Source organism: Pedobacter sp. P26, from assembly GCF_050632135.1.
Taxonomy (GTDB): domain Bacteria; phylum Bacteroidota; class Bacteroidia; order Sphingobacteriales; family Sphingobacteriaceae; genus Pedobacter.
In genome coordinates this window covers 438,080-462,365 of record NZ_CP192574.1, presented here as the reverse complement: position 1 = coordinate 462,365, position 24,286 = coordinate 438,080, and the positions used below count along the sequence as shown (strand labels likewise).

Sequence of the window (24,286 nt, the reverse complement as noted above, 5' to 3'; positions counted from 1 at the left end):
ATTAATTACTATCGTAAAGGTAAATCTTTTTCAATCTTAAATAATTTTTTTTAAAAAAACTTAGTGTACGATATACACCATGCAAAATTTCAAACAGAAATCGATATATTTACCGCAAATTATTAGTCGTTATGAGCAAATTTTAAGAAAACATTAACTAATCATGAATTAATCATAAAAAAATGCTGTGTTCGCAGTATTTCAACGTTAATAATAAAAAAAATCTCCCGAAAAATATTAAATATCCCAAACAAACACAAAATCGTTAAACCCTTAAAATAAATGAAAAAAGCCCTAATCACTGGTATTACAGGTCAAGACGGCTCTTATTTAGCCGATCTACTATTAAAAAAAGGTTATGAAGTGCATGGTGTCAAACGACGCAGTTCATTATTCAATACAGACCGTATTGATCATCTGTATCAGGATCCACATGAAAGCAATGTACGTTTTGTTTTACATTATGGTGATTTAAGTGACTCCACAAATTTAATTCGCATTATTCAACAGGTTCAGCCAGACGAAATCTACAATCTGGGTGCAATGAGTCACGTACAGGTAAGTTTCGAAACCCCGGAGTATACTGCGAATGCAGATGGAATTGGTACCTTAAGAATTCTTGAAGCGATCCGCATCTTAGGATTAGTGGAGAAGACTAAAGTTTACCAGGCCTCTACCTCCGAACTGTACGGATTAGTTCAGGCTGTGCCACAATCTGAAACGACCCCATTTTATCCCCGCTCTCCTTATGCAGTTGCAAAAATGTATGCCTACTGGATTACCGTAAATTATAGAGAGGCTTATGGAATGTTTGCATGTAATGGTATTTTATTCAATCATGAAAGTCCTTTACGCGGCGAAACCTTTGTAACCAGAAAAATTACGCGCGGTACAGCAAAAATCGCTTTGGGTATGCAAGAGAAGTTATATCTTGGAAATTTAGATGCGCGTAGGGATTGGGGACATGCTAAAGATTACGTGGAAGCGATGTGGTTAATCCTGCAACAAGAAAAACCCGAAGACTTTGTTATTGCAACAGGGGTTACAACTACTGTTCGCGATTTTATAAAAATGGCATTTAAGGAGGTTGGTGTTACTTTAGAATTTAAAGGAGAAGGTGCAGACGAGAAAGGTTATGTAGTTTCCTGTGATAAGCCTGAGTTTCAGGTGGCAATTGGAAAAGAAGTTGTAGCTGTGGATGCGCGTTATTTCCGTCCAACTGAAGTTGAACTTTTGATTGGAGATCCGACTAAGTGCAAAGAAAAACTAAACTGGGCACCTAAGTATGATCTTGCCGGGCTTGTTAATGATATGATGACATCAGATGTCCAACATTTTCAAAAAGAAAGAATGTTGAAAGAAGCTGGCTATGCCGTTAAGAATCAGTTTGAGTAATATGGAACAATCAGCTAAGATATATGTAGCGGGACATAATGGAATGGTGGGCTCAGCTATAGTCCGGAAACTAGAACAAGAAGGATTCGAGAATATCATTACGCGTTCCTCAAAAGAACTTGATTTAAGAGATCAAGTGGCGGTAAAAGAGTTTTTCAGTAAGGAAAAACCAGATTACGTTTTCATGGCAGCAGCAAAAGTGGGGGGTATATTAGCAAATAATATCTATCGTGCGGACTTTCTTTATGAGAATCTTATGATTCAAAATAACGTAATTCACTCTGCGTATCTAAATAACGTAACAAAACTATTATTTCTAGGCTCATCGTGCATCTATCCAAAATTAGCACCTCAACCGCTTAAAGAAGATTATCTGCTTACCGGAATACTTGAACCCACAAATGAACCTTATGCGATTGCAAAAATTGCAGGCATAAAGATGTGTGATGCATATCGTGCTCAATATGGATGCAACTACATTTCAGTAATGCCTACTAATTTGTACGGTCCAAATGACAATTACGATTTAAACAATTCTCATGTTCTACCAGCGCTAATTAGGAAAGTAATTACTGCCAAAAACAATGAAGAAGATTCCGTTACCATTTGGGGAACAGGCACACCGAAAAGAGAGTTTTTATATGTGGATGATCTGGCAGATGCGTGTTTTTATCTTATGCAAACTTATAATGAGTCGGGCCTTGTTAATATTGGTGTCGGTGAAGATGTTTCTATCTTAGAACTAGCCGAGTTAGTTGCCAAGGTAGCTGGCTATACCGGTACAATTATTACCGACACTACTAAACCGGATGGGACACCAAGAAAACTTATGGATGTAACTAAACTCAACGCTCAAGGCTGGAAGGCTAAAATGTCTTTGGAAAACGGAATTAGACTGGTTTATGAAGATGTTAAAGATCGTAATTGGAATTAATCGAGACAACAAATATAACTTTTGTCAGACGCTTTAATCGACTTCATTCAAAAGCTAAATCGTCCAAATAATTTGATTCGGAGCATTAACTGTTAAAGCTAATGCTCCGAATTAGAAACTCTTATCCATTTTGATTTGTGTATGAAAATATCTATAATTTTATACACGAATCATTTAAACTAAAAGCCAGCTTATGAAGAATACCGATACTCCCAAATTTGATTTTTGGATGGACTTAGAGGAATAAGTGCTATTTATGTAATGTTCTATCATGCTCAATTATTTACTGGGCACACAAATGACTACCTAAAATCTACACTAAAACCTCTGAATATTTTTCTGAGTTTTGGACATTTTTCTGTAGCTATATTTATTGTTTTATCAGGTTTTTGCTTAACGATACCAATTGCAACTTCAGAGCGAAAGGAATTAAGGGGAGGTTTTAAGAGATATATAAGTAGAAGATTTACGCGGATTATCCCTCCATATTATGCAGCCCTCCTGATATTTCTAGTTTTCATTTTCTCAGTTCCGATAATGCAAACCATTCAAAATACCGCCTGGGATTCAAAAATCCCAGTTACTTTAGGCTCAATAATATCACATATTTTTCTTGTTCATAATTTTTCTCGGGAATGGATTCTAAAGATAGACGGCCCCATGTGGAGCGTAGCTACAGAATGGCAAATATATTTTATCTTTCCATTACTGTTATGGGTATGGAGAAAATATGGATTACTAACTTCGTTTATTCTCGCAAATATTATTGGCGTTGCAGTAGCACTTAAACTTAGTTTGATACATCCCTGGTATTTAGGTTTATTTGCTATGGGAATGGTGGGAGCAATCATCTGTTTTTCAAAAGAATTGGTCTATGTAAATTTACGTTCAAAATTAAACTGGTCAAAAGCATCCAAAATCTCCACTCTTTTAATCTTTGCTCTAATGATATTTATTTCATTTAGAACTACTCGAGACATAATTAGCGAAACTTTAACCGGTTTTTTCATAACTGTCATAATAATTAATTTCACTTTAATCGAAATAAACAATTATAAACGTCCCTTGTTTTTAAAATTATGCAATAGTAAAACTGCTATTTTTCTTGGGGCATTTTCTTATAGTATTTATTTGATTCACTCGCCAATTCTAGGATATTTAAACTTGATGTCACTGAAATACAATATGGATATCGATTTACGTCTAGGAATAATGTTCATACTTTTTATCCCAATTGCATTATTGATTTCTTATCTATTTCATATTGTAATCGAAAAAAGATTTATGCCTGGAAAGAGGAAGGGTTGATAAATAAAATAACTTATACAACGAAAAGCAATTTAATGAGCCAGAAATAAACTATGGTTCTCTTCTAGCTAACAACTTGACAAAATTTTGAGTTGTCAAAGAATCTAAGTTAGCCAGTTTTTTCCATTCAGCAGAACCATACACTCCTGCTTTTGAGTATTCAAAGGGAATAAATCCTATTTTATTAAGTGCTCTTGAATTTAGCATTTTAAAATTAAGCTTTAATGGATCTTCAAATTGTGGATCATCAATAATACTACCCGAATCTTTGCCTTTTTTCTGCCAAGCTGAAAACGAAGAGTTACCTAAGGTCACTTTTTTACTTGACGAATTCCAATAAAGATTAGAATCCACAACGCTATTTACTGAATCCCAGTGAGTGCCGAAAAGAGATCCTCTATTATAAACCACAACATTGTGACTAAAATAGAAACCAACATGTTTTTCTACTACAGCTGCTTCTAATTGAGCATGAATTTGGTTGTAAAAGATATTATTCTTGATAATATTATTTTTACCATAATCTTGATGGAAGGCGCCGTCTTTACAATTGTAAATCAAGTTGTTGGACACCAGAATATCAGTAGTTCCAGCATCTGTATAAACTCCCCAACCACCATAGGTATTAGCATAAATGTCATGTATTACATTATTATTTATGGTGGTCCCTTTTGAATTACCAAGGGTATATACGCCGCCCATATCACTTAATTGCCCCCAACCCAAATGATGAATATGGTTAAATTCTATTTTATTTCTTTGGGAAGGACTAGCCCCGTAACCCCAAGCCCATCCTACTGATATTCCCGAATATTTAAAATCGGCTATTTCGTTATGTGTAAAACTATTGTCGCTAGCGTGAAACGAAATTAATGCAACAGCGCAAGGAAAAACAAATCCACCAGATCTAATAATATTGTTGTCAATTTCTATATTACTCGTTGTAGGAGCTCCTTGTTGGCTCAATTTAATATCGCCAACTTTTATTCCACCTGCCCCTAAGTCATGCAGATAATTGTGCTGAACCTTACTGTTGAAGCATTCCTTTCTAAACCAGATTGCATTAGCTCCGGTTTGGGCAACCTCGCAATTATTAAATTCAATATTCTTAGCGTAATCAATCATAAATGCTGCTTCAATATTTGCGCCAGCCTGCATAGGCTCGTTTCCATCTTTTGGTGTAATATAGGAAACTACTTTAAAGGTTAAATTTTTGAAATTTAGGTATTGTACTTTATTAGCACTAGTTCCTTTTATTTCAACAAACTTATCTATCAACGGTGCAATGCAGTTTAATTTACCAATTGATTCGCCAGCCTTTGGAATATAATATAAACTTCCCTGAGATAAAAACCATTCACCAGCTGAGTCCAGTCCACGCTTAAAATTCTCAAAATAAAAAAGGGTATTTTTATCGAGTTTATTCCACGACTTCATACCTCTTCCTGATATTGTTATAGAATTATTATTCACATCAAACTTTTCAATCCTTTTGCGAGTAATGTCCCACTTATGATAAAAGGTAACAACGATATTCTGGAGATCGTCTAAAGAAACGCCTTTTAAAAATTCTGCTGCCTCGCTTGTTAAGACAATTTGCTGTTCTGCTTTTTCAGCAATATCTCCACTACCTTTTTTGATAATGGTCTCCTTAACAGATACCGGCTGAAAAAAGCCATTATTTGGAGCGCGAGAACAAATAGCTCTCCTGTCGTTCACATATAGCTGCTCGAATACGTTATTTATATTTGATTTTATAAGATCTGCTTTCCATAATTTGTTATTTACAGCCTTAAAGCCTGTCACCGGAATGCCGCCGTAAAAAACAGGTTTAGCACCAGTTTGTGCTTTAAATGTTACGGGAGCATCAGGGCTCCCGGAATCCTCAAAACCTAACTCTAGAGGCTCAGACATATAATAACTGCCCCCCGCTATTATTACTTCAAATGGCTCACGTTGCATGCCAGCTTTACGAAGATATCTTATACGATCTCTGGCACCTTCCAAAGAACGTAAGGGCGAGCCAACTGTTCCATTGTTTTTATCTGATCCTTTTGTAGATACATATATTGTTTCTGCTTTTACACGAATGGAACAAACCGTCAACAATAAAAGAAATGGAAATAAAATAGCTTTGAATGTCATATCTCTATTGAGTTATGTGAATAAAATATATACAAATAGGCGCTTATCGCTAATGTATAAATTTAAACGGATTCCATTCAATTTTGTTATTATAAAAGATAAAATCTTAAATTTTTCTGCAAGAATATCACTATAACTTACTAGGATAAGTAAGTTAATAACCTGAAATGATTAGGAATCTAAAATTGGCCTAAATATTATTGACCATTTTCGTTAGTATATTATCTTTATTAAGATTTGTTTCTGCATACTTTCGAGCATTAGCTCTCTCCAATGAGAAGTCGCCGTTGCAACATTTTAATATAGCTTCCTTCAATACGTTCTCATCCTCAGGAATAACGACAACACCCATTTGATGGGTTAAAACTACGTCGCAAAGCGTTGTACCTAAGTTAGCAGTAATCAGCGCCAGTCCACCAATTGAAAGTATGGTTGTTAATTTAGAAGGCATAACTAAATCACTGGCGTCTGCTTTTTGTAACACAATATGAATATCGCCGATATTGAGGAAATCGTTAAAAACATCCTTTCCTTGTAAAGGAAGAAAGTGAACATTTTGAAGCATAAGATCAGCAGTCAATTGCACCAGATTATTTTTAAATGGTCCTGTCCCACAAATAATAAATTTAATATCGCTATATGATTTGAGTTCATGAGCAATTCTAATCAAAGCATCTAGCCCTTGCTTTTCTCCGATACTTCCCGAATACAAAACAATCTTATCATTAGGAAGAAAACCCCACCTTAATTTCAACTCATTACGGCCAACAACCGGATGAAATTCAAAAGTATCAACCCAATTAGGAAAAAGCGTTACATTTCTTTTTGTTTTCTTAACGATCTTTCGTTTCATACCTTCGGATATTGTCGTCACAATATTTACACTATTTAATATAAATCGTTCCATACTAAATAGCATGGAGAAAAGTGGGGAAGGCAACATATTCAATTCTTTAGCTGCCTCAATCTGTAGATCTTGGATATGATAAACAATTGGTGTTCTCTTAAAAAACCGATAAAAAAGTGCTAAAAATCCCAAATGAAATGGCGGCGCAATAGAAAAAAACATCATGTCTCGGCTTAAATAATAACCTGAACAACACAAAAAACGAAGACATAAAGAATGAAATTTCATGAATCAATCTCTTTAATCCAGTTGGGCTGGAAGGCACATATAATGGACACCTGTATATTTTCAATTTCCCATTCTGAAGGATTTCTTTTTTATAAAATCTATTAGAACTCGATTCCTCAACTTTCCATTGAGGATAATAAGGAAAAGCAGTTACCATGGTAACTTCATGCCCCTGATCAGCTAACCAAGTGATCATTTCTCCAGTATATTTTCCTATACCAGTAAGTTCGGGCAAACAATTAATTCCTAGTACTAATATTTTCTTTTTTACTTCCATCTAGGTTTGATATAAACTAAGGGATTCCCCTTATAAATTGAATTAGATTCTAAAGTATTGGTTACAACTGAGCCTGCAGTTACTACCGTATCGATTCCTATAGTAACTCCTGGCGAAATGAAAACTGAGGCACCAATCCAACATCCAGGCATTAAGGTGATTGGGCCATTTCGGTATGGCATCTCTGAAACCGTAAAATCATGATTGCCTCCACACAAAAACGCCCTTTGTGAAATACAAACGTTATCTCCAATGGTTAAAGTCTCGAAGTTTAATAAAAACGATTCTTCACCAATCCAAGCGTCATCACCGATGATCAATTTCCATGGAAAATGAATATTTACCCTGGGTTTAATTACAACGCCCTTTCCAATTTTCGCCCCAAAAGATCTTAAAATTTTTATTTTTAACGAATTAGGATACGGTAATGCCGATAAGAAAAAAAGTCTTTATAAGGTACCAAATTGCTTCTTTAAACTTACTTGCTCCACGATCCAGACCAACACTAGAATCAAAATCCCCAAGTTTTACTCGCGTTTTTTGCGCATTAATATTTGACATAAAATCATTACATAATTGCTGACACCAATTTGCCTGCTGCACTTTCTATCGTATAATAATTAGTAAAAGCTAATCTTGCTCCCGTTCCATAAGCCTCTATTTCTTCAATAGACTTACTTCGCCATTCTTTTAATATATTATAAACACCATCTTCTGTATCCGTTGTTACTAAACCACCTCTACTATTTTCTATTTCTCTCCATATATTTACACGATCTGTAATTAACACTGGCTTACCACAGGCTAAGCCCTCAACTACAGCAATTCCAAAATTTTCTTGGTGGCTAGGCAATACAAATGCAGAGCTACCATAGAAAGCCCCCATTTTGCATCACCACTTAACATTCCAGGAAAAAAATTTCTGGATCATTTAATGCTAATCCTCGCAAGTAATTTCCAAACGGGGAATCCAAACCAGGGCCTGCGATAACTAAATTTGGCAAATCATATCCTTCAGTCTTTAACTTGAGGTAAGCTTTTATTAATAAATCCACACCCTTTTTTCATGAAGCCGGCTCAAAAAAAGAAAATACTGTTCTTTGATTCCGGAGCACCTTTCCATAAATGCTTTTTTAAACCTCATATCATTAGCAGGTGGATTTTGTATTCCATAACCAATATTAATTTCTTTATTAGGATGGTAACCGCTAAACGATAATTTTGCGAGGTTCATTTCTTCCTCACAAGTAAACAATATTGCATTGGCAGAATTTATCAGCCGTTTTTCGATAATCTGCCAGTATATAATATTTCGTAATGCTTTGATTTTTCTGCCTTCAGCTTTCTGGAAGTATGGATCCAGCATTCCATGAGGCATAACAAATATTTTTGGAGAAACTCTACTGGCAAATTTCTTCTTATATTTTCTAAGCGCCTTGTAAACCGCAAATCCATGATACTGCCAAAGCCCATGAACAATTACTGCATCAAATCTCTCAAAATTATTCAATAGCCACTGTATTAATCCAGGATTATAGGACCATGGGCCTTTTCCTTTTCCTAATGCATTAATTATAAAGTTGTCTTTTTCAATAAAATCATCATTTGGATCATCCAAGGACACCACCTCATTAATAACTCCATTTTTAGTTAATTCAGGAATAGAGTTCCTGATACCTTGACATGGCCCCCCATAACTGGGGTGCATTGTATTTATAACACGCAAAATTCTCATATAAACTAATATAGACTCTTAATGAAATTAATTAAGTTATTTCCCTGTGCGTCCCACGTCTTTTTCAATAAAAATGCTGAAACATTCTTTTCATATTCTGTTAAATCGTCAACAGCAAAATTTAAGATCTTTTCAATTGAGCGCGCCCAGGAAACTGGCTCATCTGTATCTGGTTGGATTAACAATTTTTTGTAATCTGGAGATAGACCAGGCAACAATTGACTTATTATAGGCTTTCGATATTGTAAATAAAACAGAATTTTTGACGGAAAAATCATTTTTGTTCCATGGTAATTAACATCTCTTGGGGATAAAAAGCCTGTGGCTTCACAACATGCTTTGTGAAGTTCATCATCAGAAACAAATCCTTTTACAACAACTCTACTGTCTACTGCCGCTAACTTATTTAGGCCTTCATGACTGCCTTTTCCATAAAAAATAAATTCAACATCTCTATCTGCAACCAAACTTATCGCGTCAACAACATCCTGCACACCGCCATAATCAAAAAGCTTTCCAGCGTATATGATTTTTTTTCGTTTAGATAATACATTTACTGGAAGTGAACCGCTCCATCCCGAATCCAGATGCAATTTATTAGAAACTGGTGCATTTTGATAACCCCACCACGATAAAAAAACGCAACCATCAGATTCCTTAGTATCATTTAAGAATCCTCCCCAATTATCTGTTAAAGGGTCATCAAGGTCAAGCACAATATTTATCCATGGTATATCAGGATATTCCTTCTTAATTGATTTCAACGCTTTGACATAGTGAGGATAGGTATTATAGTTTAAGATCGCCAGTGGTTTATTTCCACTTCCCAAAGCTTTCTTTATCTGAAATTTTAACGATAATGCAACAGAACTTGTCCTTAAAACTGGCGCGTTAATGTATTTTACCAATGTCTGATTATAACTTTCATCTAAGTATTTCGCATCCCCGGGAAAAAGTTTGCCCTTAGGAAAAAGTGCATCCCAAACTGGAGCAAATAATTTAACATTCACTTCGTTATTTTGAATACCTGTTATTAATCCTCTAGACCACTGAGTTGCTGCTGGTGTTTCCCCTTTATAACGCTCTAAACCAGCATGATTTAAAACAGATCCACACCAGAATACTTGTTCTTTATTAAAATCTGACATATTAATTCAATTTTTTGTTAAACTTTGGGTCTCTTACATCACCAATTATTTTAGCGGGGTTTCCTGCAACGATCATCATTTCTGGAACATCTCGGGCAACAACAGAGCCAGCGCCAATTACTGCACCTTTCCCTATATTAACACCTTTAAGGATAATTGCTCGAGCCCCAATGAATACATCATTACCAATAACAACGGGAGCCATGAGAATTTGACTTGAATCGTTTCTTAGCATAGGATTAATAGGATGCGCATCACTGTCAGTAATAGCAGCTCCACTGCCAATTAATACATTATCTCCAATTTCAATATACAATGAACAGGAAATAGTTCCTCCTGACATGCCTACGTTTCTACCAATTATTAGCTGCGATCCAGGATTAAGAACTTTTAATATCATTCTTTGGAATACACCAAGTGAATTGTACCTAGCAGAACTACAGGCAATCCATTGATCCCCAATTATCAACTTACTTTTCCGATGCTTCTGGATAAGGGGAAATCCCCATAACCGCCAGGTATGATGCCAATGTCCAATAAAAACAGAACAATATAATATGTCAACTGGATATCTCCACCAATACATTATATCTCTAATTTTTTTTTCAGATTATTGCTTACTTTCATTGACCTGCTATTTTATTTTGTATTAATCTATCATTTGCCTTAATGATTTTGCTTGATAAAATGTGCATCTACTCAATCCAACAACCATACTTATTACCAAAATCTTATCAAAACCAAAAAGAGAACCATTGAAATTCATTGCTATAAAAAAATAAATTATTAAAAACTTATTACCTAGAAATTTTATTACCAATATGGCAATTGCAACAGACAAAATTCCATATTGTATGACCAATCCCCAAGCGGCATTATCAATATCAAGGTCCCCAAAATTACTAACACCAAATAATAAATTGTTTTCTATCATTCCATTGAAATAGACTAACGGGTTATTAAATCTCACCGTAGATGATTCGTCTGAGTTTGACAATATCGCCGATAATCTGTTGGCAAAATCTTCGGAAAAATATAAGACAAGTGAAATCCCTATTATAATTCCAATAACGGAAAGAAAAATAAACTTTATATTCAGCTTTTTGCCAGTTCCGGTAGTTATCCATGTTGCTGTTAAAATACACACAGCAAGAATTCCAGAAAGCGATTGGGATATGGTAACTATTGTCAAACAAAATGATATTAATAACCACTTGACCTTATTTGTGAATTCAATGCGACTCAAAATAATTACCAAAAAAGATACTACAATCCAAGCAGTATATGATGGTTCACCATAAAATGACGTTGGTCTAAATCTGGTACCATACATTAGCGCTTTATCTGCATTCGCTAAGGTACCTTGATTAATTGCAAAATACTGTATTGGAAACCCAAGGTACTGTCCTTGTAAAATAAAAAGAGACTGAATTAATATTAATGTAAGTACAACAATAAAGAACCATAAAAAATAACGCCGGATAGTATTTATCTCTAAGTTTGCTTTTGATAATTCCGATGCCATAAAGAATAAACCGACGTAGCAGAACATTTCTCGTACCGGAATAAATACATCCCGAGTCTCGACTGAGACAAACGACAGCAAAAATCCCTTTAATAAAAAAATTGAAGCACCAGCAAAAGTTATGATGGCAGTGGCTTTATCCAGTTTTAGTCCTTTTATAGAAAATAAAAATACAATTAGGAAACTTAAAAAAAAAAGAAACGTAAAACGACAATCCAAGTTGAATAACAGGGATAATACTTAAAATAAAATATACAAGATAATTAGCCTGACTAGTTAAATTTTGCTTATACATTTTCCTGATTTATTGCATTTGCAAACAATAATTTATAAACTGACATGTTTTGCTGTACGATATCAGTAATATTATGTCGTTTCATTGCTATAGTCCTCGCATTTATTCCTATTTCGCTACACAAATTGTTGTCATTATTTAATTCAATGATTTTAGCAGCTAAAGTAAACGGATCATTGGATGGTACCAAGATTCCTGATATACCATCCTTAATGATGCTACTCATCCCACCAACGTTACCGGCAATCACGGGAATGCCAATGATTTGAGCTTCGCAGACACTATTAGGGCTGTTATCGATATAGGATGGATGGACATAGATAGAAGATTGCAAAATATTTTCTACTAATTGATCTGCAGAGACTACCCCTAATAAATTTACATTTACTTCCACAGATTTAAATCCAAGTTTCCGTTCCCAAAACCTATATTCTTTTATTCCATATACATTCCACTCAAATTCAACTCCCATAATTTCTTTTAGAAGCCTAGCAGTTTTTAGCACTACATCATAACCTTTATAGTCAGACTTTGATATTGTTGATATCAATTTTATTGTTTTTCTTTTTTGGACTTTCCATTGCTCTGAAGCATAAAAAACAGAACGTAATATTTCGCTACAGTAAAAATATTTCGACAATGGTGAGTAAATATTGACAATAGCCTTATCCCAATCAGTTCTCCCCAAGAAATAATTACAATTACTTAAAATCTCGACCTCCCTCTTGGAATTGTGTTTGAATACTCTATAAAATTTGAGAATTTTTAACATCTGTACCAGGTTATTATATCGGAAATAATCAAGAACATTTGTCCCTGGTGGAAACCATGCATTTAAATATGGATTCAAAATTCCCTGAATATGTATTACAACTGGAATGTCAGTATATTTCGAGATAAGGCCAAAGCTTCTCTCACTACCAAATACGTGAATGATATCAGGTTTGAAGTCATTGATAATCTCTAAAAAAGAAGCAACTTCTTTTTTATCCTGGCTATCTTGAAAAATTTCTCCCTTAATTTTTTTAAAAAAAGAATGAGATATAGAAATAGGGTAATAAGTTACGCTACCTTCTTTTGCTTTAAAGATTTTATCTGGATGCATAAAAGAAACAGCAAGTTCTATCTCCTTATTATTGGACATCTCCTGTTCCAAGGAAGAAATCCATCCGCCTCCGTTATATCCAGCTTTAATAACTTTATATCTCGAAGGTGTATTGGTAAACCATAATATTTTCATTCAATCTTTAAAATTAGTTGACTATCTACCAAACCTCCACCATTTTTTGTTATTGGCAGTAGAATCCAAACCATAAGTGCCATAACCGTAACCATAGCCATAGCCATAACCATAGCCGTAACCATAACCTTCGGAAACGCTTATATCATTCACAACGATACCAAGCTTGTTGAATTTCTTTGATTGAGAAAGTTCCTGAACTATTGCGAGTTGTTCTTTAAAGGTATATTTTTGACGTACAACATACGCACACATATCGGCGTATGGAGACAGTAGTTGTGCATCAATTACTATTCCTACTGGCGGAGCATCAATAATAATATAATCAAATTCTTTTCGTAATTCTTCCAAAAGCTCCTTTGCGCGTGAATTCATTAAAGTTTCTGCAGGATTTGGGGGAATCGGGCCAGAACTTACCAGAAAAAGATTTGGGTTAAGCTTCACTGGCTTTACTATATCTTTCGCGGTCATAGATTCTGAAATGATATAATTTGTAAATCCCACACCATTCTGCATTTCCATTTTATTAGTTAATCCCGGCTTACGTAAATCTAACTCCATTAGTAAAACTTTCTTACCAGAAAGCGCTAGTATATGCCCCAAATTAATGGCAATAAAAGATTTTCCCTCACCGGACATACTAGATGTCAGTAGTATAACTTTATCCGATCCCTTCTGCAAGTAAAACGAAAGATTAGTGCGTAACGCTCGGAATTGTTCAGAAATTGCTGACCTAGGGCTATTAGCAATTGCCAAATCTTCATCTGAACTATGGCTAATCTCTCCAATAACAGCTACATCCGTTGCATTAACAATATCTTGTTTTGTTTCAACTCTAACATTTAATAAATCTTTCAAATAAATGAAAGCAATGGGGCAAATCAAACCAAAAATAAATGAAAACAAATAAACTAAAGATTTTTTTGGGGCATATGGATATGCATCAGATTTAGGGGGGTCAATTACTTTAGAATTAGCAATGGTTCCAGTTTTAGAGATTGCAGTCTCTTCACTCTTTTGCATTAAGAAGATATAAAGTTCCTGCTTTATCTGCTGCTGCCTGGCCAATTTCAAATAATTACGTTCAGTTTCAGGAACCTGTCGAATCTGTCCTTCGGCACTTGACATCTGCTTTTTTAAGTTGTTTTTTGTTATTAGAAATCCATCTAAAGTACTCCTTAAATTTGCCTCTATATCAGATCTGGCATTCAATATTTCCTTATCAATGTTAAGAATAATTGGGTTATTTTCTGTTAACCCAATTAACTTTCTGCCTCTCTCCAGTAATAATGAATTATACTTTTCTATCGCCCCTGTAAAAACCATATCAGCAGGGATTAAAGAACTCGGCAGTATTCTTTTACTTTTATTATTTTCATCTAAATATTCAATCAAGCTCTTCAGAATGGAAATTTTTGTTTCTACTGTAGAAAGCTGATCAAGATATTGCCCAGACGTTTGTATAAGTAACTTACCTTGCTCACTCATATCAGCCAAATTATTCTTTTGTTTGAACTGTTGAATATCGCCCTCTGCTCCCCCCAGCTCGCTTCCAATTATTAACAACCTTCTCTTTATAAAAGCGATAGTGCTATCAGCAACCTCATTTTTGTCTTTAAGATTCTCTTGAACATAATTGAAAATTAGTCTGTTTAAAATATCCTCTCCCCGGCGTGGAATAGAGTTATTTAAAGATAAATCTATGATCGTTACTAGTTTGTTTGTAACTGTTACATTCAAATTCTTCATAAGTTCAGAAACCTTACTATCTATCGAAGAAATCGTTACAGTATAGTCACCTGGAATAGCTGCTACATTAAAATTCCGGTTTATTTGAAAATAGCCAACCCTACGGATATTAATTGTCTTATCATATGTGATAGTAGTATCTAAATCATCAGTTTTTAACGAGATCTTATTATTGGCTAATACTTTAAGTGTTATTTCTGTGGTTGAAATAGTGTCTTTTAAATGGACAGGTTTGATAATGAAAGGTGAGTTATACACTTCTATACCATTTATTCGACCTTCCTTTTTATAAGAAATGTTCAACTGAAGGTCCGCAACGACACGTTCCATTAAATAACGGGTCCGAAGTATCTCAACTTCATTATCAACAGTACTTTTTGTGCCTAAAAGACCACTCAAATCTCCCAACACATCATTTCCTGCAGAAAATCCACCTCCCTTTTTTTCATCATTAACAAGTATCCGAGCAGTAATGCGGTACATTGGCGTTGTATATCTGCTGTACAGATATCCAATGCCGATAAATATTAAAAGTGAAAGAAGAAACCAATGCCATTTAGATGAATATTTTAATAGTATCTGTCTAAAACTGGTATTTGAATTTTCCTTTGAATCCATTTTGGAAGAAGTAATCATAGATTTTTTATAAAATAATTTGAGAATAAAATCTCATAATTCGCTACAATCTGGATATTAATGCGATTATAACTGTTAAAGCCGTACCTACTAATGTAATTGTTTGTGCTCTGGCCGTATTGAGGGAAGCTGCTTTACCTTTGTTTGGCTCAATATAAAGAACATCATTTTGTTTTAAATAGTAAAAACTGCTCTTAAAAAGGTCTGCGGAATTTAGATTTAATCTGGCAAATTGTTTCTCTCCGTTATTATCTCTTACCAATAAGACATTTTCTCTTTTACCATATATTGTCAAATCTCCGGCCATACCTAAAGCATCGAGAACAGTAACCTTTTCATTTGGAACAGTATATGTAGCCGGACTTTTTACTTCGCCTAAAACTGTTATCTTGAAATTAGCATATCTAACTTGTACATTTGGATCCTTATAACTTAAAGCGGCCTTGGCATAAATCAAATCTCTAGCCTGAAAAGTCGTTAAACCAAGCAATTTAACCTTTCCAATTACAGAAAGTTCAATTTCGCCATTCTTATCCACTAAAAAGCCACTATTGGATGCGTTTGTAGCCTGGTTTAAGGCTAGTGATTGTGTACCAATTTGATTGATGACCATCGATGTAGTCGGATCAATCGTGAAAATAGAAATCGACAAAATGTCATCTGGTTGAATAGTAGGCTCCTTGAAAGTACTGACATTGGGAATTACCGAGGTTTCCGCAGAACTTATATCCTGAAAATAAGGAACATTCTTTGTACTCACACAGCCAGTTAACAATGGTACAATTATCCATGCTATACAAGCTAGCTTAATAACAGACAATATTTTTTTCATAGACACATTATATTAAAAACAAAATAATCAAATTTCATACTAATTTACAAGGTTACGTAAATTACCTCAGTTTAGATCGCTACCCTATTAAATTTCAAACATAATGATACTTAGGATTTAAATTGCTTTTTCCATTCCATAATATTTTCATTTGGTAATTTTATGTCCGTCGAATAAGAATTATTTATGAACTCGTACGCTAAATCCAAATTACTTCTTTCGATAACATTTAGATTCGTGTCTTTCCCTATTTCAATAGCGCGGTTATCTACTGCAACAATAAGAGTTCTCACCCCTCTCTGAATAGCTCTTACACCAGCGTGGAGCCTAGTCCCTAAGTATTCAATATTGTCTTTGCTTAAAATCTCATTATAAGCTTCGATACTTGGTGATACCAGTGTAATTCTACTAGAATCGGGAAGTAATTCCTTTAAATATCCTACATCATCAATGCCTTGAACCCAAAGATAAACATTCTCATAATTATCCATAAGAAGATTTAGTAACTTTAAATCGGCAGCATCGTCTCTCTTATAGAATGTTAAGGTAGTAACAACATCCTTCGCCTTCAAACGATTCACAACATTACATTTCTCAGGAGACAACTCCCACAGCGTCGGACATGTTGTGTTTATTACGTTGTTTATTCCAATACTATTAAGCATTTCTTTCGTATAGCTATCCCTGACAGAATGTTGGTACTTATCAGACAGAATACTTTTTAGAAGAGCCTTAGTATAATTATCCGGTTTTGATTGATATTGCCACCAACCCACACCCATTAATACAACCTTATTTTTAAGGAAAAATTTGTCTAAGGGATCTATTTTCCATTGGTACCTTGATTGCATATTTGAAGAGAGCAGGTTTGTTCCTCCAACAAATATTACGTCTTCACCTGCCATAGACAATCTTGCATCATAATCTCTGTGGATTTGCGAAGGATAATGAGTTAAAAATGCATCTGGATAGACTTCCCTTAAGTGTTTATACACAGCATCAAATATAATAATGTCCCCCAAATTGGTAGTTCCTATTGACGTATTAACCAGTCCGACACTCGCATAATCGCTAGCATTTTTTCGTGGTCGATTGGCTACAAGTAGGGATCTAGCAAACTTTTTGTAGTAGTTATAATAATAGTTAATCATATTGAAATAATTAAGAAATCCAAATTTTGGATGTTGGTTTAAATGAGACAATTTTTTTATATTGTAGGTATCTTAAAGGAAGTGTAATTAACAACCAGAAAGAACTAACACCTACTACTCCTAAAATTCCAAAATTAAAAAATTTGATAACACAGACTGTTAAAGGAATATGAAGAATCGATGGTATTAGCGATGTGTACATCTGCAGCTTGATTCTACCTGTTCCATTTAGAAAAGTTGAAAAAATAGCTGCATATAGAGTCAAACAAGTAAAAATGCCTACAACAATAGTTAATGAGATCGGTATATTAACAAGATCACCAAGCCACAATTTATAAATCAAACCAGATATTAAGGTCATTATTATACAACCAAAAACAAAAACAAGTCCCATTTTCAATAATTTGCTCATAATTTCCTGTAACCATTTCTGGTCATTTTTAACAAAAGCTTCAGTAAAATATGTCCAAAAAGGAACTAAAATCATACTTTGTAAGATAATTAGTACATTGAAATATTTTGAAACAATGTTATATTTAGTCACATCATCATTACCAAAATAGTGGGAAATTATGAAATTATTAGTTGTAAAGACGACTGTCGCCGAGATCTGAATAATAAAAAATCTGATACTTAGTCCAGTTAACGCTTTAGCATACTCAAATCTGATAAACTTTAATGAGGGCTTATAATCCCTGAACGCCCTGTTATAAAGAATCACACTTAAAAGCAGTGTGATTAAAATAGGCGTGAAACAGAATAATAATGCAATTGTCAATAACCCTCCCCGGGATAAACAAAACTTACTCCCCAAATTAGAAGTATATTAATAAGATTGGAAATAAATAAAATAAAATATTCCGTTTCGGGTTTATGTGTCGCATAAGCCACACCTGAGATAGGTTTTAAAAGAAAAGAAATAAAGAATGAGATAGCAACTATGCATAATAACCCCTCGAAGCTCCCGTAACTCAAATCTTTAGGAATCGTGAGAATAGTTCTCCAATCCAAAAAGAAAATTAATAATGTACACACTAATAATCCTCCGAGTGCCATAAATGAAAGCAAAGCATAAGTTGTGCTCACATAAGATTTAGCCAAGTCTTTATCTTTAAGGGTTATCGCCTCTGTTAACTTGTTCCTCAATCCCGCTGAAAGTCCTATATCCATTATATTCAACCAGGCAATCATTGAACTGACGGTCAACCATAATCCAAAGGAAGATGATGAAACATACTTAATAGATAAAGGTATAATCAATAGCTGGATGAGTATATTCCCTCCACGGAGTACAAATATAGAGAATATGCTTCGGGCAGTATTGCTCCTTGACGCAATTGCATCTTTTATTTTTAATTTTAATTTCGAAACCAAAATATTTACAATTATTTATTTAACAGCCGTTTTCATAGAAGATTAATAAAATAGATTCTTTTGTAATCTAAAAAATCAATGTATAGTAAATTATACTCTAAACAATTCTTTTCCGAGGCTACCATTATATTCTTGTTGACTGGATAAAGTTATCACACCGAAAAAAAATCACGTGCTCAAAACCTTTCAATAAACGACTCTTTTTTTAAAAACTTTTTGTGGCAAATGGAACATTATCCAAACAATTCTTTATTTTTAAAAGGATAATTTCCAATGGTTTTATATATATATCCTGACCTAACAGACTCAGTTAAAAAATTTAGATGTTTTTGATGATGAAGATCTGAACCAACTAAGCTATAAAATCTTTTTTTATTAAATACTCTGCGGCATGTTTCACCTCTTTTCCATAATATCCAATTATCGACAATAAATTCAGTTGAAAGAGACAACCAATATCTATAAGTCTTTGATACCTTTGTGGAACCCCATGGTAAAAATTATAACGCTCAGGATGTGCTAAAATAACAATGTATCCTTTGATTTGTAAATCAAAAATAACTTGCTCAATATTAGGCGTTTCATTTAAATAAGACATCTCAATTAAAATATGTTTACCAGGAAGGCAAATCAATTCATCTGTGATCCTAAAATTTTCATCTATCATATACTCAGCAGCAGCTCCGACTGCTAAGGAAATTTTTTCGGTTCTTATAGCAGCTTCAACTTGGCCTAAAGCTAGAAGAATTGTGTCAGCATTGTTAGGATATAATTCTGTAAATACGTGCGGCGTACAAAGCAACTTTTCATAACCAAGACTTTGCAAGGATTTGATATAACTTATGGATTCATTAAGGTCACGTGCACCATCGTCTATTCCTGGCAACAAATGCGAATGAATATCCACACTAAGCCAATTGACATCAGTCACTAAAGGAAGCTCTTTTTTAAATATCGAAAACATTAAGCAACGTTAACTTTCACAAATTAATCCATTTATTGGTCACTAAAGTAGATATATTTTTTCTCATAGAGAACATTTAATACAAAAATGAGCTTAAAATTTATTCTTTTTCTGCAAAGCCAAAATGTTATGCGCAAAAAAATCGATCGCAAGGTATAAATCAACGAATTAATAATTTCATAATAAAAACATAATCAATATTTCTTAATTTATCTTTATTAAAACACAAAAATACTGTAAAATCTACACAACACCATTTTTTTTTACCAGGGAATTTAATATTACCACCTATACATTAAGCCTATCTTAAGATGGAGATTGTTTATATCTTGTTTATCCCAATTCCAAAAATTCTTATCTGTATAAACAATATTTTTAGCCGTATATTGATAATTGTGGGAACGGATGTAAGTCAATTGAGAATTTAAGATGAAATTCTTATAGCTCCAATCAAATTTGCCAGAAAGCGAAAGATCTATCCATTTCCGTCTTGGATCGGTAGTAATCGCCATATAGTATAAGTCATTATTATTTACGAGTCTTTCGATTTGAATCCCAATCCTTTTCAGACCTCTTACCCAACTCACATCCAATGATTGCAAATTGCTACCAGGACCAATACCTGCACCCAAAATTTGTCCATTATTAGTATATCCGTCTCTAACCTGGTGGTGAATGTACCAAGTTGGCTGTTCTCTACCTTCTCCTGTCCTGGAACCTTCCAACTGGGTCAGTTCTACGCCAACCTGGATAAATTCATCAGGTTTTTTCAAGGGAACAAGTTTTCTAAAACCTGCAATATATGCCCTTGAATGTTCAGGTTCTTGCAGCGCATCCCGTATATCGTAAGGGTGATCATTTCTACCATATTGAAAATAAACTTCTGCGCGGCTTTCAGGCATTACCCATCTGGCAAAGAAGGAGGCGTATTGATCTCTTTTCTTGGAGTCCTCATTATTTGGCCCATCAATAATGCTAATTTTTTCAACAGAAGAAAATAGCGGAAAGTAATCACCAAAAGAATTCCCCATATCATTCCGGTATACAATAAAGCTACGATCAAAACCTAAAAACAAATTCGGAATCCATTTTGGCTGATATGTAAAGGCAATTCCTGAGAGATAACGCCAATCGTTAGGCTTGGCAGTAAATAATGGATTTTCCACGATGATTTTCGAACTTTCAAGTCTGCCAGCTACAATCTGAGTTTCAAAAGAACCGATCGGTGTATTTATCGGTCTTGAAGTATTCAAACTGATGTGCTTGAATCCAGAAGCGGTATTGCTCATCAATAAGGAGTTTCTAACACCGGGCCCCCACCATAAATTCTCATTAGAAAGCCCAATCGATACTGGATCGAAAGTCAATCTGATACTGCTCTGCCCCCAATCAAGTTTAGAATAGGAACCATTACCAAATCGTTCTGGATTGTCTATCCGGTTTGCTACTTGAGCATACTTCCTCAAAAACGCATCACTATTCCCAGCGTCCTGTAATTCCCTAAAATCTTTATTTTCAGCGTAGACATATTCTGGCCTTAATTGAATACTCAAAGGACCGACTTTAGCATAAATACCAGCGGAGATCTGAGTTTGATAGCCCCTTGCCTGGATCATCGAACCATCATTCCATCCATAGGGATGATGAGTGTTGATCTGCTGCTGCCATGTTACTGGTAGTAAATAAACAGCAGATTTATCATTATGGGAAGAATAAATCTTTTTCCTGAAAGCATCGAGATAAATATCATGGTCACTATCCAACAGAAAATTATTTCGGTCAGAAATATTTAAGGGCCGGATCATAAATGAACTTCTGGATGTATCGTTGCCCAACAATTGCTGCCTCCGAAGATTGTCTTCTATCTGGTCTAGTAAACCAACAGGTAATGTTTGGGCAAAAGTTTTTGCACTAACAGCGATTAGCGCAAGCACTAAAAAGAGAAAAAATTTATTCATATAGAGCTGACTTATCAGCAAATATACGTAGCCAATAGACAGTTATCATATTTTTTTAATCAATTTAATAACAATTGGGGGAATATAATCTAATAGAATGGCTTTAAATGGTCTTTTTATTCTTCTAACGTCATTTGCGATATCCTTTCTGCCTACAAAAATGGTGCTATGCTCCCCAAGATCCGGGTTTACCTCTTCCGCTGGCCTTCCATTTGTATAATAATACAATGCAAGTGATTTGCGACTACGTCCGGGTGGGCATGTTAATGGATTGGGATGGCCATGGTAGGCGAAGGAAGTAGTAGAAAAAATTGCTACGGTATTAAAGATGGGCAAAACACGCTTTTCTGCCCGTGTCATTTCCTTGTTCCATAACTCGAAATGCCCCCCAAAAGATTCTTCCCAGTCTTTATTTAAATAAACCAATAAATTGATCCTCCGGTCTAACCCGGTAAGCTCATGTTTATTAAAATCTGCATGTACTTTTAACAGGCCGCCAGGTTTGATTTCATGACACCCCCACCAACAAAATAAGGGTCCGGGAGTAAAACCTCTTTGATTCCAGTGATTTCCTGTAAAAATTCCAGCACAGGTTGCGAATTCAAATAGTGCATCAATTGCCGCATCGTATCGCCAAATACGGCCTCTCCTTTTGCCTGGTACTTTTTCTCGTTGTGATTATTGTACTGTTGAACTGCTTTTACTTTCGCCAGATCTGGAAATTCCTGTAATACATGACTAAGCATTTCTTCATTAAAGAAATCAGTTAAAACGATGTTCGGGAAAGGAAACGCATCCTGATAAGCAGGCTTAAGTTCTTTTGCCAGGGGCAAAAGAACTGTTTTAGCATTTAAAAAATTCATATTCTTTTTAACCATTTTTTTGTTGTCGGTAGACAATAAACCATACACATTAACTATTTTTTTGCCCGATAGATCATTAGTGACAACAGACTATTGATGACCAGCATTGCAAGAGTGATCACAATTACTAAAAGGTTATTGCCCAATTTCTGTAATGAAATGGCCAGGATAATGAATAGCACGTTGATCAGCAACAAAACTGCAGTAGCCTGTATATGGCTAAGTCCCAGGGAGAGCAAACGGTGATGTAAATGATTACGATCTGCTGTAAATGGCGATAATCCATGACGGATACGTATTGTGAATACCCTCAATGTATCAAAAACCGGAATAACCAATATTGCAGCGACTAAGCCCGGGATAGACTCTATGTGCGGTTGTGCTGAAACAAACCGAAGTGAAAAATCTGCATTCAATACTTTTATACTAAGAATTGCGGCTATAAAGCCTAATAGTAAAGAACCGGAATCTCCAAGAAATAACTTTGCTGGTGAAAAGTTAAAGAAAAGGAAACCAATTAATGCACCCGCAAAAGAGGCTGCAAGATAAGCATAGCCTAGTTGTTCGACCTGAAAAAAAGATAGGCATAAAATGTACAGAGCAATATACCAAGCGAACCGGCAAGGCCATCAATGCCATCAATGAGGTTATAGGCATTAACGACCCCAACAAATGAAAAAACAGTTAATGCCGCACTAACCTCGTACGACAGCTCGTTAATTCCAAAAGTCCCGTATAAATTGGTAATCCGGATATCAGCCAAAAACACAATCATCAGCGCTGCGGCAAACTGGGCTACAAATTTTTTATAGGGTTCAAGGCCATCAACATCATCTTTTAAACCCATTATAAAGATGAGCATAGCTGAGGCCATTAAAACATTGGCCTGAGGCAATAGATTTAACGGTATAAATACCAGACAGGAAAATAAAAAACCAATAAAGATTGCGATTCCACCTGCATTTGGAATTACCTTGGTATGGATCTTTCTAAGCTCGGAAGGCGCATCAAACAATTTACTTTTTCCAGTCACCTGGATAAGTGGGGGAATAATCGTAAATACAACCAAAAAACTACTTAGAAATATAAGAAAACAACGCATTAGAGACTATTTATCTGCAAATTAAGGTATATTAACCAGAGAGTTGTATAAATCGGAATAATTTGCACCCATTTTTTCTATTGTAAAATTGGTTTTATAAGATTTAAAAGCCATCTGGCTTCTAAATCCTGCATCTCCTTCCGCTGATTCGCATGCAGATTTTAGCTCAACGATATCATCAAGTTTAAAATAATAAAAAAGATTCCCATAAAATGGTTCGGCAAGTGAAGGAATGCCTGAGCAAACCACAGGAACATTTAAAGCCATTGCTTCCAGCAAAGCCAACGGCATGCCTTCTGATCGGGAAGGTAAAACATACATATCAAAATGCGGAATGTATCGATAGCCCTCTGCTCTAAAACCCAGAACTTTAAATCGATCGGAAACCTGATATTCTATTGCTAATGCTGTTAAAGCCGACCTTTCCATGCCATTACCGATCACAAGAAAAGCATAATTCGGCTTAATGGCTAACAATTTGATGACCTGCTCCAACCCCTTTCTCCTATCCATACTACAT

Annotated in this window: 23 protein-coding genes and 1 pseudogene; 3 read left to right on the top strand and 21 right to left on the bottom strand. The window is 34.8% G+C overall.

From position 1 onward, the window contains the following. Nucleotides 1–282 precede the first annotated feature (282 nt). The 3 genes from gmd to ACQ86H_RS02285 all read left to right on the top strand — a co-directional run bounded on the left by gmd (nucleotide 283) and on the right by ACQ86H_RS02285 (nucleotide 3,637). On the top strand, nucleotides 283–1,395 hold the full coding sequence (gene gmd / locus ACQ86H_RS02295) for a GDP-mannose 4,6-dehydratase (protein WP_431293740.1): 1,113 nt from the start codon (nucleotides 283–285) through the stop codon (nucleotides 1,393–1,395). Between the two features lies 1 nt (nucleotide 1,396). After that, nucleotides 1,397–2,329 carry a GDP-L-fucose synthase gene (gene fcl / locus ACQ86H_RS02290; RefSeq protein WP_431293739.1) on the top strand — a complete coding sequence of 311 codons (933 nt, stop codon included), beginning with the start codon at nucleotides 1,397–1,399 and terminating at the stop codon, nucleotides 2,327–2,329. A 225-nt stretch (nucleotides 2,330–2,554) separates the two neighbouring features. Further along, on the top strand, nucleotides 2,555–3,637 hold the full coding sequence (locus ACQ86H_RS02285; protein WP_431293738.1) for an acyltransferase family protein: 1,083 nt from the start codon (nucleotides 2,555–2,557) through the stop codon (nucleotides 3,635–3,637). Between the two features lie 51 nt (nucleotides 3,638–3,688). Here ACQ86H_RS02285 and ACQ86H_RS02280 read toward each other — a convergent pair whose 3' ends face one another. The 21 genes and pseudogenes from ACQ86H_RS02280 to ACQ86H_RS02180 form a co-directional block, all read right to left on the bottom strand. Next, nucleotides 3,689–5,782, bottom strand: coding sequence for a right-handed parallel beta-helix repeat-containing protein (locus ACQ86H_RS02280; RefSeq protein ID WP_431293737.1), 2,094 nt, complete (start codon nucleotides 5,780–5,782; stop codon nucleotides 3,689–3,691). A 190-nt stretch (nucleotides 5,783–5,972) separates the two neighbouring features. After that, a complete protein-coding gene (locus ACQ86H_RS02275) occupies nucleotides 5,973–6,854 on the bottom strand; it encodes a glycosyltransferase (protein WP_431293736.1) in 882 nt (293 codons plus the stop codon). Beyond that, complete coding sequence (locus ACQ86H_RS02270; protein ID WP_431293735.1) at nucleotides 6,787–7,194, bottom strand: hypothetical protein; 408 nt, start codon at nucleotides 7,192–7,194, stop codon at nucleotides 6,787–6,789. The genes ACQ86H_RS02275 and ACQ86H_RS02270 overlap by 68 nt, the downstream gene beginning before the upstream one ends. Before the next feature lie 568 nt (nucleotides 7,195–7,762). Next, complete coding sequence (locus ACQ86H_RS02265; protein ID WP_431293734.1) at nucleotides 7,763–8,080, bottom strand: glycosyltransferase; 318 nt, start codon at nucleotides 8,078–8,080, stop codon at nucleotides 7,763–7,765. A 156-nt stretch (nucleotides 8,081–8,236) separates the two neighbouring features. Next, entirely contained in the window at nucleotides 8,237–8,929 is a 693-nt protein-coding gene (locus tag ACQ86H_RS02260) for a hypothetical protein (protein WP_431293733.1), read from the bottom strand. 5 nt (nucleotides 8,930–8,934) lie between these two features. Then, nucleotides 8,935–10,077, bottom strand: a complete 1,143-nt coding sequence (locus tag ACQ86H_RS02255) for a glycosyltransferase family 4 protein (protein ID WP_431293732.1) — start codon at nucleotides 10,075–10,077, stop codon at nucleotides 8,935–8,937. A gap of 1 nt (nucleotide 10,078) precedes the next feature. Further along, nucleotides 10,079–10,477 (bottom strand): acyltransferase, encoded by a 399-nt coding sequence (locus tag ACQ86H_RS02250; RefSeq protein ID WP_431293731.1) that lies wholly within the window; start codon nucleotides 10,475–10,477, stop codon nucleotides 10,079–10,081. A gap of 249 nt (nucleotides 10,478–10,726) precedes the next feature. Next, nucleotides 10,727–11,602: a hypothetical protein gene (locus ACQ86H_RS02245; protein ID WP_431293730.1), complete on the bottom strand. Its 876-nt coding sequence runs from the start codon at nucleotides 11,600–11,602 to the stop codon at nucleotides 10,727–10,729. Between the two features lie 287 nt (nucleotides 11,603–11,889). After that, the gene (locus ACQ86H_RS02240) at nucleotides 11,890–13,137 is read right to left on the bottom strand and encodes a glycosyltransferase family 4 protein (protein WP_431293729.1); all 1,248 of its coding nucleotides are present in this window, start codon (nucleotides 13,135–13,137) and stop codon (nucleotides 11,890–11,892) included. A gap of 21 nt (nucleotides 13,138–13,158) precedes the next feature. Beyond that, nucleotides 13,159–15,522, bottom strand: coding sequence for a GumC family protein (locus ACQ86H_RS02235; protein ID WP_431293728.1), 2,364 nt, complete (start codon nucleotides 15,520–15,522; stop codon nucleotides 13,159–13,161). Between the two features lie 43 nt (nucleotides 15,523–15,565). Next, a complete protein-coding gene (locus ACQ86H_RS02230) occupies nucleotides 15,566–16,354 on the bottom strand; it encodes a polysaccharide biosynthesis/export family protein (RefSeq protein ID WP_431293727.1) in 789 nt (262 codons plus the stop codon). 110 nt (nucleotides 16,355–16,464) lie between these two features. Further along, nucleotides 16,465–17,505, bottom strand: a complete 1,041-nt coding sequence (locus ACQ86H_RS02225; protein ID WP_431293726.1) for a polysaccharide pyruvyl transferase family protein — start codon at nucleotides 17,503–17,505, stop codon at nucleotides 16,465–16,467. Nucleotides 17,506–17,515: 10 nt separating this feature from the next. Then, nucleotides 17,516–18,226, bottom strand: a complete 711-nt coding sequence (locus ACQ86H_RS02220; protein WP_431295516.1) for a lipopolysaccharide biosynthesis protein — start codon at nucleotides 18,224–18,226, stop codon at nucleotides 17,516–17,518. Between the two features lie 53 nt (nucleotides 18,227–18,279). Then, nucleotides 18,280–18,879 carry a hypothetical protein gene (locus ACQ86H_RS02215; RefSeq protein WP_431293725.1) on the bottom strand — a complete coding sequence of 200 codons (600 nt, stop codon included), beginning with the start codon at nucleotides 18,877–18,879 and terminating at the stop codon, nucleotides 18,280–18,282. A 352-nt stretch (nucleotides 18,880–19,231) separates the two neighbouring features. After that, nucleotides 19,232–19,843, bottom strand: a complete 612-nt coding sequence (locus tag ACQ86H_RS02210; protein WP_431293724.1) for a tyrosine-protein phosphatase — start codon at nucleotides 19,841–19,843, stop codon at nucleotides 19,232–19,234. A gap of 281 nt (nucleotides 19,844–20,124) precedes the next feature. Continuing rightward, complete coding sequence (locus tag ACQ86H_RS02205) at nucleotides 20,125–21,801, bottom strand: capsule assembly Wzi family protein (protein ID WP_431293723.1); 1,677 nt, start codon at nucleotides 21,799–21,801, stop codon at nucleotides 20,125–20,127. Nucleotides 21,802–21,846: 45 nt separating this feature from the next. After that, complete coding sequence (locus tag ACQ86H_RS02200) at nucleotides 21,847–22,293, bottom strand: 2OG-Fe(II) oxygenase (protein WP_431295515.1); 447 nt, start codon at nucleotides 22,291–22,293, stop codon at nucleotides 21,847–21,849. Next, complete coding sequence (locus tag ACQ86H_RS02195) at nucleotides 22,287–22,664, bottom strand: hypothetical protein (protein ID WP_431293722.1); 378 nt, start codon at nucleotides 22,662–22,664, stop codon at nucleotides 22,287–22,289. Before ACQ86H_RS02195 ends, ACQ86H_RS02200 begins: the two co-directional genes overlap by 7 nt. Before the next feature lie 53 nt (nucleotides 22,665–22,717). Beyond that, a complete protein-coding gene (locus ACQ86H_RS02190; RefSeq protein ID WP_431295520.1) occupies nucleotides 22,718–23,080 on the bottom strand; it encodes a hypothetical protein in 363 nt (120 codons plus the stop codon). Nucleotides 23,081–23,143: 63 nt separating this feature from the next. Beyond that, nucleotides 23,144–23,511 (bottom strand): annotated as a pseudogene (locus ACQ86H_RS02185) (MraY family glycosyltransferase); the annotation flags it as partial. A gap of 276 nt (nucleotides 23,512–23,787) precedes the next feature. Beyond that, complete coding sequence (locus ACQ86H_RS02180; RefSeq protein ID WP_431293721.1) at nucleotides 23,788–24,279, bottom strand: glycosyltransferase family 4 protein; 492 nt, start codon at nucleotides 24,277–24,279, stop codon at nucleotides 23,788–23,790. Between the last annotated feature and the right edge of the window lie 7 nt (nucleotides 24,280–24,286).